Here is a 14,657-nt window from a genome sequence, read left to right on the forward strand (position 1 = left end):
CGTGCGGCGTTGAACACATCACCCCTCGCGCACGTATGGAACCGGACGTGCTCCTTTCCGGACACCGTCATGCCCACCTGACGACGAAGCAGATGGAGTTCCCCATGGGACGGACGACGCGCAGACGCCCGAGAGCAGGCAGACGGACGGCCGCGGCCTCGATCGCGCTCATACTCGGCGGTGGCGGGCTCATCGCGGTCAACTCATATGCCACCGCGGGTGAGGGACAAGGCCCCTGGCCCGGGACCCGGCAGGAACAGCCGCAGACCCGCGGCGCAGGGCCCGTCCCGGCGACCGTCAAGTGCCCGGAGGTGGCGAACGGGCTGCCGGAGGTGCCGGAGGCGGCCAGGGCGGAGGTCGACCGCGAACTGGCGACGATGGACAGCGGGATCACCGAGGCGTATCAGCGGTTCGCCGACGAGAAGGAGCAGATCGGACGGGATCCGCAGTTCGTGCAGAACGCGATCCTCGGGCCGCTCCGGAGCAAGCGGGAAGCGGGCCTCGACCGTATCGCCGAGGCCATCGGCCGGGTGAACGGGCAGCGCCCGCAGGGCTTGCGTGCGCTGGCTTCCTGCACCTTGCAGACCGACGGTGCGGACCAGGGCGGCGAGGGCGGCCAGGGCGGGGACGACGGCGGCAAGGGGGACGGCGGCAAGGTGGACAACGGCGGACAGGCCGGCAACGGCCCCGAGGCGTCCGACTTCGCCGACATCCGCACCGTCGCGCCGAACGTCCAGGAACCTCCGCGCCGGCGCGGCGCCTCCCGCGGCACGTTCACCACGGAGTGCGGGGTCAACGCGAACGGCAAGTTCAACCCGGACAACGTCATCGTCGCCCCGGGCGTGGCCAACGGCGCCCACCACATGCACGACTACGTCGGCAACCAGGCCAACGACGCGTTCGCCTCGGACGAGGATCTCGCGTCGGGTGAGACCACCTGCCGCGACGAGGGCGACCGGTCGACGTACTACTGGCCCGTGCTGCGACTCCAGAACGGTCAGGACGAGGACGACGCCCAGGCGGACGGCGGCGGCAAGGACCAGAACGTCGGCGAGATCCTGACCCCCTCCGAGGTGACGCTCGACTTCGTCGGCAACCCGCGAGGCAAGGTCACCGCCATGCCGCGCTTCCTGCGGATCATCACCGGTGACGCGAAGGCATTCGTCAACGGCGACGCGAACGCCAACGCCTCGTGGAGCTGCACAGGCTTCGAGGACCGGCAGCTCAGGGACAAGTACCCGGTCTGTCCCGGCGGCAGCAAGGTGGTGCGCAGCTTCAGGTTCCAGAGCTGTTGGGACGGCCGGAACACCGACAGCGCCAACCACCGCTCCCATGTGGCCTTCACGGACGCGAGCGGCCGCTGCCCGGGCGGCTTCGTCCCCATTCCCCAGCTGGTCCAGCGGATCGTCTACGACGTCCCACCGCCGGTCTTCGAAGGCGCGGACACGGCCGTCTACGCGCTGGACTCGTTCCCGGAGCAGCTGCACAAGCCGATCACCGACCACGGTGACTTCATCAACGTCTTCGACGAGAAGCTCATGCGGGAAATGGTGAACTGCCTCAACAAGGGCCGCCGCTGCGGCGCCGGCGACGGGGCGCAGGCTCCCGGCGGCAACGGCCCCGAGCCGAAGGACGCCCCGGCCACGGCCACCGCGGCGCCCACCGACCCTCACGCACCCGCCCCCGCGGAGCAGCGGCCCGACGCCCCCGCCCACCCGGCCCCGCCCGCTCCCGAGCCGGCGCCGGAGCCCGCGGCACACGAGGAGCCGGCCGCGGCCGCCGCCAAGCACGCCGGAGCCGACGAGCCTGCCGCGGAGAGGCCCCGCACGGACAGCGCCGCCGCTGAAACGCGCCGCACGGAGACCGAGCGGGCACCCGGCTCACCCGATGCGGCACCGGCACGGCCCGAAGCGGCAGCGGCTCCCGCGGAACCCTCCACCGAAACCGCAGCCGACCGCGCCACCGAAACCGCAGCCGACCGCTCCGCCGGGGCCTCGTCCGCGCACAGCGAGCCGGGCGGCACAGCCACCGCGCAGAGCCCGGCGGCCGCGACCAGTGCGGATACCCCCGCACCGACCACGCCGCCGGCCGCGACCCCCGCCGGCGAGTCGAACGTCCCTGTGCCGGCCGGTGGCGTCGCGCCGCAGGCCGTGGAAGGCGGCCTGGCCGAGACCGGCGCCCGGTTGTGGCCGTCGGCCGCCGGAGCGGTACTGCTGATCGCGGGCGTGGCACTGCTCCGGGTACGCACCCGCCCCGCGGCCGCGCGTCGTCGATGACGTAGGCCCCTGCCGTCCGCGTGCGCAGGCACCGAACGCCGGGCGCGTGGCCCTGGGACCAGGCCACGCGCCCGGCGACGTGCCCGGCCACACCCCCGGCGACGTACCAGGCCACGCGATGCCCGGCAGGCGCCCGGCGACATACCCGAGTCGACAGCCGGCCGCAAGGTCACGCCAGGACGGAGCGGAGCGTCAGCTCGATCCAGCGGTCGCGGGCCGCCTCCGGCAGCGAGTCGTCCGGCGCGGTCGCGGCGATCAGGGCGAAGTCCGCCGTGCTGATGTCGGGACGGAGAAGTCCGCGAGCGTGGGCGGCGACGGTGATGCGGTCGAGCTCCGCGAAGCCGCGGCTCTCCATCTCCTGCAGGGCGTCCGCCGCCAGGCCGGTGGCCGCGGCCTTGATCGCCTTGTCGGAGGCCGGCTTCCGGATGAGCCACTCCAGTAGGCCGCGGAGTTCCGTCACCGGGTCGGCGCCGCCGTCGACCCGGTCCGCCGCGGCCCGGACATCGGCGACGAGCCGCTCCGTCAGCTCGGCCAGCGCGGCGGCGATCAGGTCCGTCTTGGTGGGGAAGTGGCGGTACAGCGTGCCCACGGCCACTCCGGCCGCAGCGGCGATCTCGTCCATCCCGACCCCGTCGCCGTGTGCGGCGAGCAGCGTGCCCGCGGCGTCCAGGATGCTCTTCCGATTGCGTGCCGAGTCGGCCCGGACCACGGTCGCCCCCTTCTCCGCTTGACCAAAGATGAACTCAGGTTCACTATAAATGGTGAACCGACGTTCAGGTTAGGGAGATGTGCCATGACCGGCTGGACCGAGAAAGACGTGCCCCCTGTATCCGCGGGCACCCTCGCCGTGGTGACCGGAGCCAACACCGGACTGGGTCTCGACACGACCCGTGTGCTCGCCCAGCGCGGCGCCACCGTGGTGATGGCCTGCCGCAACCAGGACAAGGCAGCGGCTGCCCGCCGCTCGCTCGTCGAGCGCGGTGTCGCCCCCGGCCGCCTGCGCACAGAAGCCCTGGACCTGGCGGACCAAACCTCGATCGCCCGATTCGCCGACGGGCTGCCGGACGGCCGTATCGACCTGCTCATCAACAACGCGGGCCTGATGGCGGTCCCCCGTTCCACCACCGTCGACGGTTTCGAGACCCAGTTCGGTGTCAACCACCTCGGGCACATGGCCCTCACGCTCCGCCTGCTCCCCCGGCTGAACGCCACGCCGGGCGCCCGTGTCGTCACCCTCACCAGCATGGGACACCGTCCGGGCCGTATCCGGTTCGGTGACCCGAACTACCGCCGCGGCCGCTACAACCGCTGGACGGCCTACTTCCAGTCCAAGCTGGCCAACATGCTCTTCGCCGCAGAGCTCGCCAGGCGCAACGAGGGCCGGGGCGCGCTGTCCCTGGCCGCCCACCCCGGCTATGCCGCCACCGAGCTCGGCAAGGACACCGGGGTCCAGGCGCGGCTCCTCGCCGTTGCCGACCGGCTCGCCGCACAGCCCTCCGCCGCCGGAGCCTGGCCCACACTGCGCGCCGCGACGGACCCGTCGCCGATCAGCGGCGCCCTCTACGGGCCCCGGTGGCTCGTGTCGGGCGCGGCCGTCCACGAGACGCCGAGCCGCACCGCCCGCCGTACGGACCTGGCCGCCCGCCTCTGGGACCTCTCTCTCGACCTGCTCTCTCCCGCGAAGGTCACCGACCCGCTGGCGTAGGCGCCTCCGCCTGTCCGGGCGGCCTCCGGGCCGAGGGCCCGTGGGTCGAGCGGTCCAGGGCCGCAGGGCGCGGCTCGGCGGCGCGGCGGGCCGCCGGGTCCGCGGGCCGCCGGGTCCGCGGGCCGCCGGGTAGGCCGGCCTCCAGGTCCGCGGTCAGGTGCCGTCGGCGGAGAAGTGCTGGTAGTCCGGTGGTGACCAGCGGCCGCCCCACTCCCAGCCGGCGTCGGCCATCGCCGCCGTGACGGCGTCCCCCGGAATGATCATGCCTTTGGTGTGCCGGTCGCGGTCGAGGTGGTCCTCGGCGGCCGGCGGGTGCACCTTTCCCGTACGGTCGACGTACGGGTTCTCCGCGGGGTTGATGTCGACCGCGTCGCCGTAGGAGTGACGCGACAGACGGCGGTCGTCGCCCGTCACCCGGCGGCAGTTGAACGCGGACGTGTTGTCCGCGGCCATGGCCGCGGCGTCGTCGCCGCCGTACTCGGCCATGACACGCATACGGCGGATGGGGAAGCGTTCGTCGAAGACCTTCTCGAAGACGCGCAGCAGGGGCCGGACCTGGTCCTGATGGACGATCAGCTCTCCGCGGTGGACCCGGCCGTCGAAGCCCCAGTGGTTCATGGTGATCAGCCGCAGCCGGGACGGGGGCACCGGGCAGCCCGGTTCGTAGCTCGCGCGGAGTTTGGCCGGGGGTACGTCACTGACCGTGGCCGACAGCTCAGGGGCGGCGCCCGTCGCACCCTGTGCGGGCACGACGCCGAGTGTGAGCCCGAGGGCCAGGACGGGCGCGGCGGCCCGGCGCGCGACGTTCACCCTTTCAGGGTAGGGACCTGGCCGCGGACCTGCCCCTTCACACGAGCGAGCGGGGCGTTCCGCAGGCCGCCCGAAGGTGGCCGGTCACCGCCCCGGGCAGCCGGTCGGCTCCGCGCCCACCGCGCGCCGCGGGTGAGCAGCGGCAGTGCGTCCATCAGGGCTCCGGCTGCGGGTCGGCCGGGCCCGCGTCGGACACCGGGGCGGCAGGTGCCCGCCCCGCCGCGGGTGGAAGGCGGCTCGCCGGCCCGGAAGGCGAGCGCGCGGCCGTCCCTGCCCGCAATCCGGGCAGGGACGCCGTGTTCAGACCCGCCGGCGAGTGGCGCTCCCCTCCCGGGCGCGGCGCACGGCGGCCCGCAGCACCGAGGCGCCCACCGGCGTCAGGGTGTGGAGCACGCTCGCGCCGTTGCGGCTGCTGGTGATCAGACCGGCGTCGCGCAGCACGCCCGCGTGCCTGCTGGCGGAGGACGCGGAAACGCCGACGGCGCGGGCCAGCTCGCCCGTGGTGGCACCGCTCGCCGCGGTCCGCAGGACAGCGGCCCGGGCCTGCCCGAGGAGGGCCGTGAGGGCTCTGTCCGGCGGACCGCCGTCGGCGTCGAGGGCCGAGGCGGACGGCTCCTGGAAGACCGGGTAGCACAGGACCGGTTGCAGTTCCGGGTCGGCGAAACTGACGGGGGCGCCCCAGGAGAAGTAGGACGGAACGAGTCGCAGACCGCGGCCGTTCAAGTGCAGGTCCCGGTCCTCCGCCGGGTACCTGACGTACAGGACGGGACTCTCCCAGCGCATCATGGGGCCGAAGCCGGCCAGCATCCCCTCCACGCCGCCCGTCATGAGAGCGCGGAAGCGCGTCACGCGCTCGGCTTCGATCCGGGCCTCCATGTGCTCCGAGTGCGGTGTGATGACCGCCTCGTGGTAGGTGCGCAGCATCCGCACGAGTTCCTGCCGTCCCCGAGTGCCGGGGATCTCCGCCGCCCACCGCGGGGGTGCGGTACTGCGCGAAAGCCGGCCGATCTCCGCCACGACGCGCTCCGGACGGGTGTCGAGAATCGCCGCGAGCCCGCTCTCGAGACCCTCCGCCGCCTGAATCGGCGTCAGGAAGTCCGGGAAGTACACCCCTTTCGAGTACAGGGGCAGCAACTCGGTGCGTACGGCCCGCTCCACACCCCTCTCCCGCAGTTCGCGGCGCGCCGTGTCGTACCACTGGGCGAAGGCCCAGCGGCCTCGTGACGACTGCAACCGGTGCAGGCTCGCGGCCAGTTCCCAGAGCGGGTCCGGCGCCCCGGCCAGCCTCGTTCTGGCCAGATCGACCTCTGTGAAGTGGATCCGCAACATCGTTCCCCCTGCTGAGCTGGTCCTTTGCACTCAGCCGCAACAGTATGGACGGGCCCGGCGGCCCCGGGCAACGATGGCACACCCGGCGGACAACCGGCTTGCGCGGCAACCGGATCGCGGGTGGGCGCCCACCCCGCCGCGATGCGGCCCCCGGGGCCCGAGCCCGTCCACGGCACCCGGTGAAGCATCTCCCCCACACCAGAGAGGGTGTGATCCCCGCACATGGCATCCGTCACCATCGAGAAGCGGTCCGCTTGGGCCCAGCACATCACGCACAACATGTCCGACCCGAACCGCCCCGCCAACACGTTCATCGCGCGATACAGCATGCCTCCCATGGAGTCCTCCCGGGAGTGGACTCCTTGGAAGGGTGGCTTTTTCATCCACTACATGGGAAGCAGGGGGTCGTTCTCCCCGAGCTCGGAAATTGACTGCCGCAAGAGAATAGCGGAGAAGATCTTCCCGAATCACTGGAGAGATTCCGGGGACATCTACTACAACTTCCTGGTCTGCCCGCACGGAACCGTCTACGAAGGCCGGGGCTATGAACGCGGCGAAGCCAACGGCGGCGCCCGCATCACCGTGGGAGGCACCAGCCTCGGCCGGAACACGTCGTTCTACTCGATTCAGGGAATGCTGGCCGTTGAGGACCAGCCGAACAACGCGATGCTGGACTCGATGAGAAACCTCATGTTCCACCTGCGGTACGAAGCCTCGGACACCAAGAAGGCCGGACACCTCATCCTCCCGCACAGCGCGGGCTGGAACACCAAGTGTCCGGGCGAGCACCTGACGCAGCACGCCAAGAGGGGGTCCAGGATCGACCCCACGGAATGGGCGGGGGGAAGCCGTCCCGTTCCCGAGCCGGTCGACAGGACCCCGCAGCTCAGAATCATCTCCCGGTCGAGCTGGGGAGCACGCCCGCCCCGGTCCGTGGCGAAGGTATCGAATGCGGAGCGCACGGGCTTCGTGGTGCACTACTCCGCGGCCGGTCCCGACCAGACCGTACGGACGAATGGCTGCTGGTGATCAACCACGAGACGTCCGACCGCGTGCTGCTGGGTGGCGACGACGGCAAGGCAGCCGCCGCCCAGGGAATCTCCGTGGTGGAGGTACGGGAAGCCGACGGACGCTGGCAGGCAGTGGACTCGACGCGCAACCGGAGGATCACGGGCGACACCCCGGTGCGGTTCTCCGGACCGGTGACCGTGGACGGCACATCGCGCGGCGTACTGGCGTGCGGTGGTCACGGGGTCACCCCGTGGGGCACGTACCTGGCGGCGGAGGAGAACTTCAACGCCTTCTTCGGCACCGACGACCCCGGCTGGCGGCGGACCGAGGCAGATGCGCGCTACGGACTGTCCGCCTCCGGTTTCGGCCACCCCTGGCACCGCAGCGACCCCCGGTTCGACCTGGCGTCCCCCGAGGCACGGCCGGACGACTTCGGCTGGGTGGTCGAGTTCGACCCGGACGATCCGTCGTCCGTGCCGGTCAAGCGCACGGCTCTCGGGCGCTTCATGCACGGCGGCGCGACGGTCACCGAGTCCGCCGGGCGCGTGGTGGTCCATACCACGGACGCCGAGGACGGCGAGTACCTCTACAAGTACGTCGGCGACGGCGGTTGGCGCGAGCTCCGGGCGGCGGGCAGGAGCCCTCTCGACCACGGCACCCTGTACGTGGCGAGGATCCGCCCGGACCGCTCCGGCGAGTGGCTGCCGCTTCGGCACGGTGAGGGCCCGCTGACCCGTGCGGCGGGCTGGCGCGACCAGGCCGATGTCCTCCTGCGCGCCAGGCTCGCCGCTGACGCCCTCGGCGCCACACCGCTGGGCCGGCCCGAACGCGTCGCCGTCGGACCGGCCGGGGCCGTGTATCTGGCCCTCGCCAACAGCAACGGCGGCTCGTCCTGCGCACACATGGGCGCGGCGCCGTCCTCGAAGGGGTGCGCTCCGCGGCCCGACACCTGCGGACGGATCATCCGGTGGCACCAAGCGCACGGCGAAGGGCGCCACTCGTTCCGCTGGGAGGAATTCCTCGCCGCAGGTGAGCCGCAGGCATCCCCGGACGGCGCGTTCGCGGCGCCCAAGGGCCTGTGGTTCGGCCCCGACGGGACCCTGTGGATCTCCACAGGCGTGTCCGGCGAGGAGCTGAACGGCCCGCTGCCCGCCCACCGCGATGCCGGGAACAACGCCCTGCTCGCCGCGGACCCCGCCACGGGGACGGTCCGGCGTTTTCTCACCGCCCCCCGTGGTGCCGAGGTCACCGGCGTCACCTCCACGCCCGACGGCACGACCCTGTTCGTCAACATCCAGCACCCGGGTGAGCGCACCGCCCGCTGGGGCGCCCCGGACGCGGACGATCCCGGTGCCGTCAGCACCTGGCCGTCGGGGCGGCCGGGCGCCCGCCCCCGCTCCGCCACCGTAGCCGTCCGGCCGATCCGGCATCCGGGCCGAAAGGCGTCGTCATGAACGTCAAGCCGATCCCGCCGTCGGCCGCCGCCGTCGTGCTGCCGGCTCTGGGAGTTTCGGCTCCGGCCGCCGGTGCGGCGCCCTCACCGCACGGCGCCGCCGTGCGGGCCGACTGCCCCGAGGCGCGGAGTCACCCGGAGATCCGCCGCGGCAGCACGGGCACCGCCTCCGGCACGCGCCGTGCGTGCTGCGCGAAGGCGCGGGCCACCTCGACGTGGAGATCGACGGGATCTTCGGCCGGATCACCGGGATCGCCACCAAGGAGGCGCAGTCCCGCTGCGGCACAGGCGTCGACGGCACCATCGGCCCGGGCACCCGGCGGTGCCCGCACGCCTTCGACCGGTGAGACACCGAGGGACTGCGACCGGAGTGCCGCGGGGCACCGCCGCGCGCCGCTCCGCCGAGGAGACCGCCTCGCCTTGCGCGTCCCCGCCCCCGGGGGCGCCCAAGGCGAGGGCGCGGGACGCCGGCGCGCACGACCGCCGGGCGCCCATGAGAGCCGGGTACCGCACCAGCGACGTGACGAGGCCCACCGCCCACCCGTAGTCGGCGAGGGACGGAAGAGGTTCAAGCCGTCCTCGGGACACGCGCCCTTGCCCGGGGCGGACGGGGAGCCGCCGAGCGCGAGCACCCCGCCGGCCACGACGGGGCGACGGCGCGCGGGCTCCAGCCGGCGGTGTGCCGGCGGTGCCCGGCGGTGCCCGGCGGGAGTGCGACACGCCCACCGGGTCGGATACGGGCCGTCGGAGGGCTCGGGCGTGAGCCTTCGGCAGGCGGGACCGGTCAGCCGCTGAGTGCCGGGATGATCTCCGCGCCGTACGCGTCGATCGTCGCTTCCTTCGCGTCGTGCATGTTGTAGACGGCGAACTGGTCGACGCCCAGGTCGCGCAGGGCCTGGAGCTTCTCGATGTGCGCCCGGGGCGGCCCGAGCAGACAGAACCGGTCGACGATCTCGTCGGGGACGAAGTCGGTGGACGGGTTCCCGGCGCGGCCGTGGTGGCTGTAGTCGTAGCCGTGCCGCTCCTTGATGTACGCGGTCAGCGCCTCCGGGACCATGTCGGAGTGCTCGCCGTAGCGGGAGACGAGGTCCGCGACGTGGTTGCCCACCATCCCGCCGAACCAGCGGCACTGTTCGCGGGCGTGCGCCAGGTCGTCGCCGACGTACGCGGGCGCCGCGACGCAGACGGTGACGGAGGCCGGGTCGCGTCCCACGTCGGCGGCCGCCTGCCGTACGGCCTTGACCATCCACTCCGTCAGGTACAGGTCCGCGAGCTGGAGGATGAACCCGTCGGCCTTCTGCCCGGCGAGGGCGAGCGCCTTCGGCCCGTACGCCGCCATCCAGACGGGCAGCTTCCCGTTCTGCACCCACGGGATGCGCAGCGGCTGTCCGTCGACCTCGGTCTCCCGTCCCTCCGCGAGGTCGCGGATCGCGTCGATCGCCTCGCCGAGCCTGGCCAGGGTGTTCGGCTTGCGGCCGGCCACCCGCATGGCCGAGTCGCCGCGCCCGATGCCGCAGACGGTGCGGTTGCCGTACATGTCGTTGAGCGTCGCGAAGGTGGAGGCGGTGACCTCCCAGGTCCGGGTGCCCGGGTTGGTGACCATCGGTCCGACGGTGAGCTTCTGCGTGTGTTCGAGGATCCGGCTGTAGATCACGAACGGCTCCTGCCACAGCACCGCGGAGTCGAAGGTCCAGCCGTAGCGGAAGCCGTTGCGTTCCGCGCGCCGCATCAGCCCGACGACCTCCGATGCGGGCGGATCGGTCTGCAGGACGAGTCCGAAGTCCACGGCGGGCCCTTTCTAGTGGTCGAGGTACTGGCAGGTGGAGCGCGGGGTGTAGACGCCGTGGCCGGCGCGGCCGGTGAAGGTCCGCCGGTCGATGACGACTTCGCCGCGGGACAGGACGGTCTCCACCCGGCCGGTGACGCGCCGGCCCTCGTAGGCCGAGTAGTCCACGTTCATGTGGTGGCTCTCCACGGAGAGCGTCTGTTCGACGTACGGGTCGTAGACCACGATGTCGGCGTCGGCGCCGGGGGCGATGGTGCCCTTCTTCGGATAGAGGCCGAACATCCTGGCCGGGGTGGCGCAGGCGATCTCGATCCAGCGGCGGCGGGTGATGTGGCCGTCGACGACGGCCTGGTGGAGGAGGTCCATCCGGTTCTCCACGCCCGGCAGTCCGTTGGGGATCTTGGAGAAGTCGCCCCGGCCCAGCTCCTTCTGGCCGGTGAAGCAGAACGGACAGTGGTCGGTGGAGACGACCTGGAGGTCGTTGGTGCGCAGCCCGCGCCACAGGGCCGCCTGGTGCTCGCGCGGCCGCAGCGGGGTGGAGCACACGTACTTGGCGCCCTCGAAGTCCGGCTCGGCGAGGTTGTCGGTCGACAGGAAGAGGTACTGCGGGCAGGTCTCGCCGAAGACGGGGAGTCCCTTGTCGCGGGCGGCGGCCAGCTCCGCCACGGCCTCCTGGGCGGAGACGTGCACCACGTACAGCGGGGCGCCGGCTACGCGGGCGAGCTGGATCGCCCGGTGGGTGGCCTCGGCCTCCAGCAGCACCTTGCGGACCTCGCCGTGGTGGCGCGGGTCGGTGCGGCCCTCGGCGAGCGCCTGCTCGACGAGCACGTCGATGGCGATGCCGTTCTCCGCGTGCATCATGATCAGGCCGCCGTTGACGGCGGCCTTCTGCATGGCGCGCAGGATCTGGCCGTCGTCGCTGTAGAAGACGCCGGGGTAGGCCATGAAGAGCTTGAAGGAGGTGATGCCCTCCTCCACCAGCAGGTCCATCTCCTTGAGCGACTGCTCGTTGACGTCGGAGAGGATCATGTGGAAGGCGTAGTCGACGGCGCAGTTGCCGTCGGCCTTGGCGTACCAGGCGTCCAGTCCCTCGCGCAGCGCCCGTCCCATCGGCTGGACGGCGAAGTCGACGATGGTGGTGGTGCCGCCCCAGGCGGCGGCCCGGGTGCCGGTCTCGAAGGTGTCGGAGGCGAACGTCCCGCCGAACGGAAGCTCCATGTGCGTGTGCGCGTCGACGCCGCCCGGGATGACGTACTTGTTGGTGGCGTCGATCGTCCGGGCGGCCGTCCAGCCTTCCGAGACCGGCGAGTTGTGGGCGGCGATCGCCGCGATCCGGCCGTCCTCGACCAGCACGTCGGCGTGCATCTCGTCGGCGGCGGTGACGACCAGTCCACCACGGATCAGGGTGCGGTTGCTCATGGTCTCCTCGCGGTGCGACTAGAGGCTGTGCAGGGCCTGTTCGAGAACGAGAGCACCTTGCTCGGCCTCCGCGACGGTCAGTGAGAGCGGTGGGGCGATGCGCAGGACGCTGGTGCTGTGGCCACCGCCCTTGCCGATCAGCAGGCCGCCCTCCCGGGCGGCCTCCAGGACGGCCGCGGCGGCCTGCGGGTCCGCCTCGTCGGTGCCGGGCTTCACCAGCTCGATGCCGATCATCAGCCCGCGGCCCCGTACCTCGCGTACGGCCGGCACGCTCGCGGCGATGGAGCGCAGCCGCTCGAGCAGCATGCCGCCGACCCGGCGGGCGTTGCCCTGGAGGTCGTGCTCCAGCAGGTACGAGAGGTTGGCGACACCGGCGGCCATGGTGACCGGGCTGCCGCCGAAGGTGGAGATGGAGTTGGCGTCGAGGCAGTTCATGATCTCGGCGCGGGCGACGACACCACCCACCGACATGCCGTTGCCGATGCCCTTGGCGAACGTGAGGATGTCCGGCGGGCCGCTTTGGTCGTGCGCCTGCCAGCCCCAGAAGTGGTCGCCGGTGCGCCCCCAGCCGGTCTGCACCTCGTCGGAGATCCACAGGATGCCGTGCCGGTCGAGGACCTCGCGGAACGCCGCGTACAGCCCGTCGGGCGGCGAGGTGAAGCCGCCGACGCCCTGCACCGGCTCCGCGATCAGCGCCGCCACGTCGTGGGTGTGGCCGAGCAGGTCCTCGAGGTCGGCGACGCACGCCTCGATGAACCGCGCGTCGGAGAGGTGGGCGAAGGGGCCGCGGGAACGGACGCCGCCGTGCACGTACAGCGTCTGGAGGGGCGAGAGGCTGGTCGGCGACCAGGCGTGGTTGCCCGTGATCGACACCGCGGAGAACGACCGGCCGTGGTAGCTGTTGCGCATCGCCAGGATCTGGTTGGAACGGCGGTGGCCGGTGGCCAGGAGCAGGGCGGTGTCGTTGGCCTCCGTGCCCGAGGTGGTGAAGAAGACCCGGGCGTCGGAGATGCCCGACAGTGCCGCGATCCGCTCCGCGAGTTCCACCATGGGGCGGTTGAGGTAGAGGGTGGAGGAGTGGATGATCCGCCCGGCCTGTTCGCTGACAGCCTTGGTGACCTCGGGCAGGGCGTGCGCGGTCATCGTGGTCAGGATGCCGCCGAAGAAGTCCAGGTAGCGGTTGCCGTCCGCGTCCCAGACGTGGCGGCCCTCACCGTGGGTGATCTCGATCGGCCGCTTGTAGTAGAGCGCGACCCAGTCGGGGATGACGGCCCGGTGCCGCTCGTACAGGTCGGTCACGGCTGCACCAGTCCCTCGTATGCGTCGGGGCGGCGGTCGCGGTAGAACGCCCACTGCCGGCGGACGGTCTCGATCAGGTCGAAGTCGAGGTCGCGGACGACCAGTTCCTCCTCCTTGTCGCTGGCGACCTCGCCGACGAACTGGCCGCGCGGGTCGACGAAGTAGCTGGTGCCGTAGAAGTCGTTGTCGCCGTACTCCTCGATGCCGACGCGGTTGATGGCGGCGACGAAGTACTCGTTGGCGACGGCTGCGGCGGGCTGTTCCAGCTGCCACAGGTGGGACGACAGACCGCGGTGGGTGGCGGACGGGTTGTAGACCAACTGCGCCCCCTGGAGGCCGAGCTGGCGCCAGCCCTCAGGGAAGTGGCGGTCGTAGCAGATGTAGACACCGACCTTGCCGACGGCCGTGTCGAAGACGGGCCAGCCGGCGTTGCCGGGCCTGAAGTAGTACTTCTCCCAGAAGCCCTTGACCTGGGGGATGTGGTGCTTGCGGTACTTGCCCAGATAGCTGCCGTCTGCGTCGATCACGGCGGCGGTGTTGTAGTAGAAGCCCGCGCCCTCGGCCTCGAAGACCGGGACGACGATCACCATGCCGGTCTCCCGGGCGAGTTCCTGCATCCGCCGGACCGTCGGGCCGCCCGGGACGGGCTCCGCCCAGCGGTAGTGCTCGGGCTCCTGGACCTGGCAGAAGTACGGAGCGTTGAACACCTCCTGGAAGCCGATGACCTTGGCACCCTGCCGGGCCGCTTCGCGGGCGTGTTCCTCGTGTTTGGCGATCATGGATTCGGTGTCGCCGGTCCAGGTGGCCTGGACGAGCGCGGCGCGTACGACAGTGGCCATGAGCTGCTCCTTCGACGGGACGCCAGAGAGCCTCTACGCACGTAGACGCGGGTACGTAGATGGAGAACGTAAGCCTCGTCACACACTGGGGCAAGACCATCGTCGTGAACCCGCTGAGTCGATCTTGTTTCGCACCCGTGCGGTCGACAACGATCGGATTCAGCTGTGGATGTGTCCGGCCACACGCAGCGCGTGGACGACGTCCCGCTGCCGCGCCGGTGACGCGGCACGGGCCGCGCCCAGCAGCAGCGGCACCAGCCGGACGGGGTCGACCGCGGCCACGGCGGCGGTGTCCGCGGGGGCACGGACCTGCACGAACGCGGACAGCAGGGAGCGGGCGCGATGGGGTGTGCCGTCGGCCTCGAGAGTGAGGGCCGCGGCCGCGATCTCGTCGGCGGAACGGAAGACGCCCTGCCGCAGGAGCTGCCGGCCGTCGTCGCCCCGGCCGGCGGCGGCAAGCGCGTCGGCGGCGGCCGCGAGCCGTAAGGCCGGCTGCGACGCCGCCTCCCAGAGGAGGGTGGCCCAGTCGGCCGCGAGGCCCGAGCGGTGCAGTGCGTCGGCGAGCGCCGGCAGCCAGGCGGTGGGGCGGGCAGCGGCCTCGCAGAGCAGGGCATGCGCCTCGCCGCCGCGGCCCGCCGCCCGGGGCCGGGCCCCGGGCGCGGCCCGCTACCCCGCGGCCCCGTGGGGGGCGACCAACGCCGCCGGGGGGGGCGCGGGGGGGGGCTGGGGC

At 72.2% G+C, this 14,657-nt stretch carries 14 protein-coding genes; 6 read left to right on the plus strand and 8 right to left on the minus strand.

Annotated features, from left to right (window positions below):
• The first annotated feature begins 104 nt into the window (after nt 1–104).
• Nucleotides 105–2,276, plus strand: a complete 2,172-nt coding sequence (locus AB0903_RS31815) for a DUF1996 domain-containing protein (RefSeq protein WP_366708213.1) — start codon at nt 105–107, stop codon at nt 2,274–2,276.
• Between the two features lie 169 nt (nt 2,277–2,445).
• Here AB0903_RS31815 and AB0903_RS31820 read toward each other — a convergent pair whose 3' ends face one another.
• On the minus strand, nt 2,446–2,985 hold the full coding sequence (locus AB0903_RS31820) for a helix-turn-helix domain-containing protein (protein ID WP_366708214.1): 540 nt from the start codon (nt 2,983–2,985) through the stop codon (nt 2,446–2,448).
• Between the two features lie 84 nt (nt 2,986–3,069).
• Between AB0903_RS31820 and AB0903_RS31825 the strand changes: the two genes are divergently transcribed.
• Nucleotides 3,070–3,981, plus strand: a complete 912-nt coding sequence (locus AB0903_RS31825; protein WP_366708215.1) for an oxidoreductase — start codon at nt 3,070–3,072, stop codon at nt 3,979–3,981.
• Between the two features lie 153 nt (nt 3,982–4,134).
• Here the strand turns inward: AB0903_RS31825 and AB0903_RS31830 are convergent, their stop codons facing one another.
• Both AB0903_RS31830 and AB0903_RS31835 read right to left on the minus strand, forming a co-directional pair.
• Nucleotides 4,135–4,791, minus strand: a complete 657-nt coding sequence (locus tag AB0903_RS31830; protein ID WP_366708216.1) for a M15 family metallopeptidase — start codon at nt 4,789–4,791, stop codon at nt 4,135–4,137.
• 300 nt (nt 4,792–5,091) lie between these two features.
• Nucleotides 5,092–6,120, minus strand: coding sequence for a winged helix-turn-helix domain-containing protein (locus AB0903_RS31835; protein WP_366708217.1), 1,029 nt, complete (start codon nt 6,118–6,120; stop codon nt 5,092–5,094).
• A gap of 222 nt (nt 6,121–6,342) precedes the next feature.
• Between AB0903_RS31835 and AB0903_RS31840 the strand changes: the two genes are divergently transcribed.
• The 3 genes from AB0903_RS31840 to AB0903_RS31850 all read left to right on the plus strand — a co-directional run bounded on the left by AB0903_RS31840 (nt 6,343) and on the right by AB0903_RS31850 (nt 8,931).
• A complete protein-coding gene (locus AB0903_RS31840) occupies nt 6,343–7,149 on the plus strand; it encodes a hypothetical protein (protein ID WP_366708218.1) in 807 nt (268 codons plus the stop codon).
• Nucleotides 7,146–8,585 (plus strand): alkaline phosphatase PhoX, encoded by a 1,440-nt coding sequence (locus AB0903_RS31845; RefSeq protein WP_366708219.1) that lies wholly within the window; start codon nt 7,146–7,148, stop codon nt 8,583–8,585. Before AB0903_RS31840 ends, AB0903_RS31845 begins: the two co-directional genes overlap by 4 nt.
• A gap of 184 nt (nt 8,586–8,769) precedes the next feature.
• Nucleotides 8,770–8,931, plus strand: coding sequence for a peptidoglycan-binding protein (locus AB0903_RS31850; RefSeq protein WP_366708220.1), 162 nt, complete (start codon nt 8,770–8,772; stop codon nt 8,929–8,931).
• A 437-nt stretch (nt 8,932–9,368) separates the two neighbouring features.
• Here the strand turns inward: AB0903_RS31850 and AB0903_RS31855 are convergent, their stop codons facing one another.
• From AB0903_RS31855 to AB0903_RS31875, 5 genes are all read right to left on the minus strand, one after another.
• Nucleotides 9,369–10,370 (minus strand): TIGR03842 family LLM class F420-dependent oxidoreductase, encoded by a 1,002-nt coding sequence (locus AB0903_RS31855; RefSeq protein WP_366708221.1) that lies wholly within the window; start codon nt 10,368–10,370, stop codon nt 9,369–9,371.
• 12 nt (nt 10,371–10,382) lie between these two features.
• The gene (hydA, locus tag AB0903_RS31860) at nt 10,383–11,789 is read right to left on the minus strand and encodes a dihydropyrimidinase (RefSeq protein ID WP_366708222.1); all 1,407 of its coding nucleotides are present in this window, start codon (nt 11,787–11,789) and stop codon (nt 10,383–10,385) included.
• 18 nt (nt 11,790–11,807) lie between these two features.
• Nucleotides 11,808–13,088: an aspartate aminotransferase family protein gene (locus AB0903_RS31865; RefSeq protein WP_366708223.1), complete on the minus strand. Its 1,281-nt coding sequence runs from the start codon at nt 13,086–13,088 to the stop codon at nt 11,808–11,810.
• Nucleotides 13,085–13,927 (minus strand): nitrilase-related carbon-nitrogen hydrolase, encoded by an 843-nt coding sequence (locus tag AB0903_RS31870; protein WP_366708224.1) that lies wholly within the window; start codon nt 13,925–13,927, stop codon nt 13,085–13,087. Before AB0903_RS31870 ends, AB0903_RS31865 begins: the two co-directional genes overlap by 4 nt.
• A 159-nt stretch (nt 13,928–14,086) precedes the next feature.
• Nucleotides 14,087–14,242, minus strand: a complete 156-nt coding sequence (locus AB0903_RS31875) for a hypothetical protein (protein WP_366708225.1) — start codon at nt 14,240–14,242, stop codon at nt 14,087–14,089.
• A 27-nt stretch (nt 14,243–14,269) separates the two neighbouring features.
• Here AB0903_RS31875 and AB0903_RS31880 point away from each other — a divergent pair, with 27 nt between their 5' ends.
• Nucleotides 14,270–14,413, plus strand: coding sequence for a hypothetical protein (locus tag AB0903_RS31880; protein WP_366708226.1), 144 nt, complete (start codon nt 14,270–14,272; stop codon nt 14,411–14,413).
• The last annotated feature ends 244 nt before the right edge of the window (nt 14,414–14,657 follow it).

This window comes from Streptomyces sp. NPDC048389 (assembly GCF_040706335.1).
In the GTDB taxonomy this organism is placed as follows: domain Bacteria; phylum Actinomycetota; class Actinomycetes; order Streptomycetales; family Streptomycetaceae; genus Streptomyces.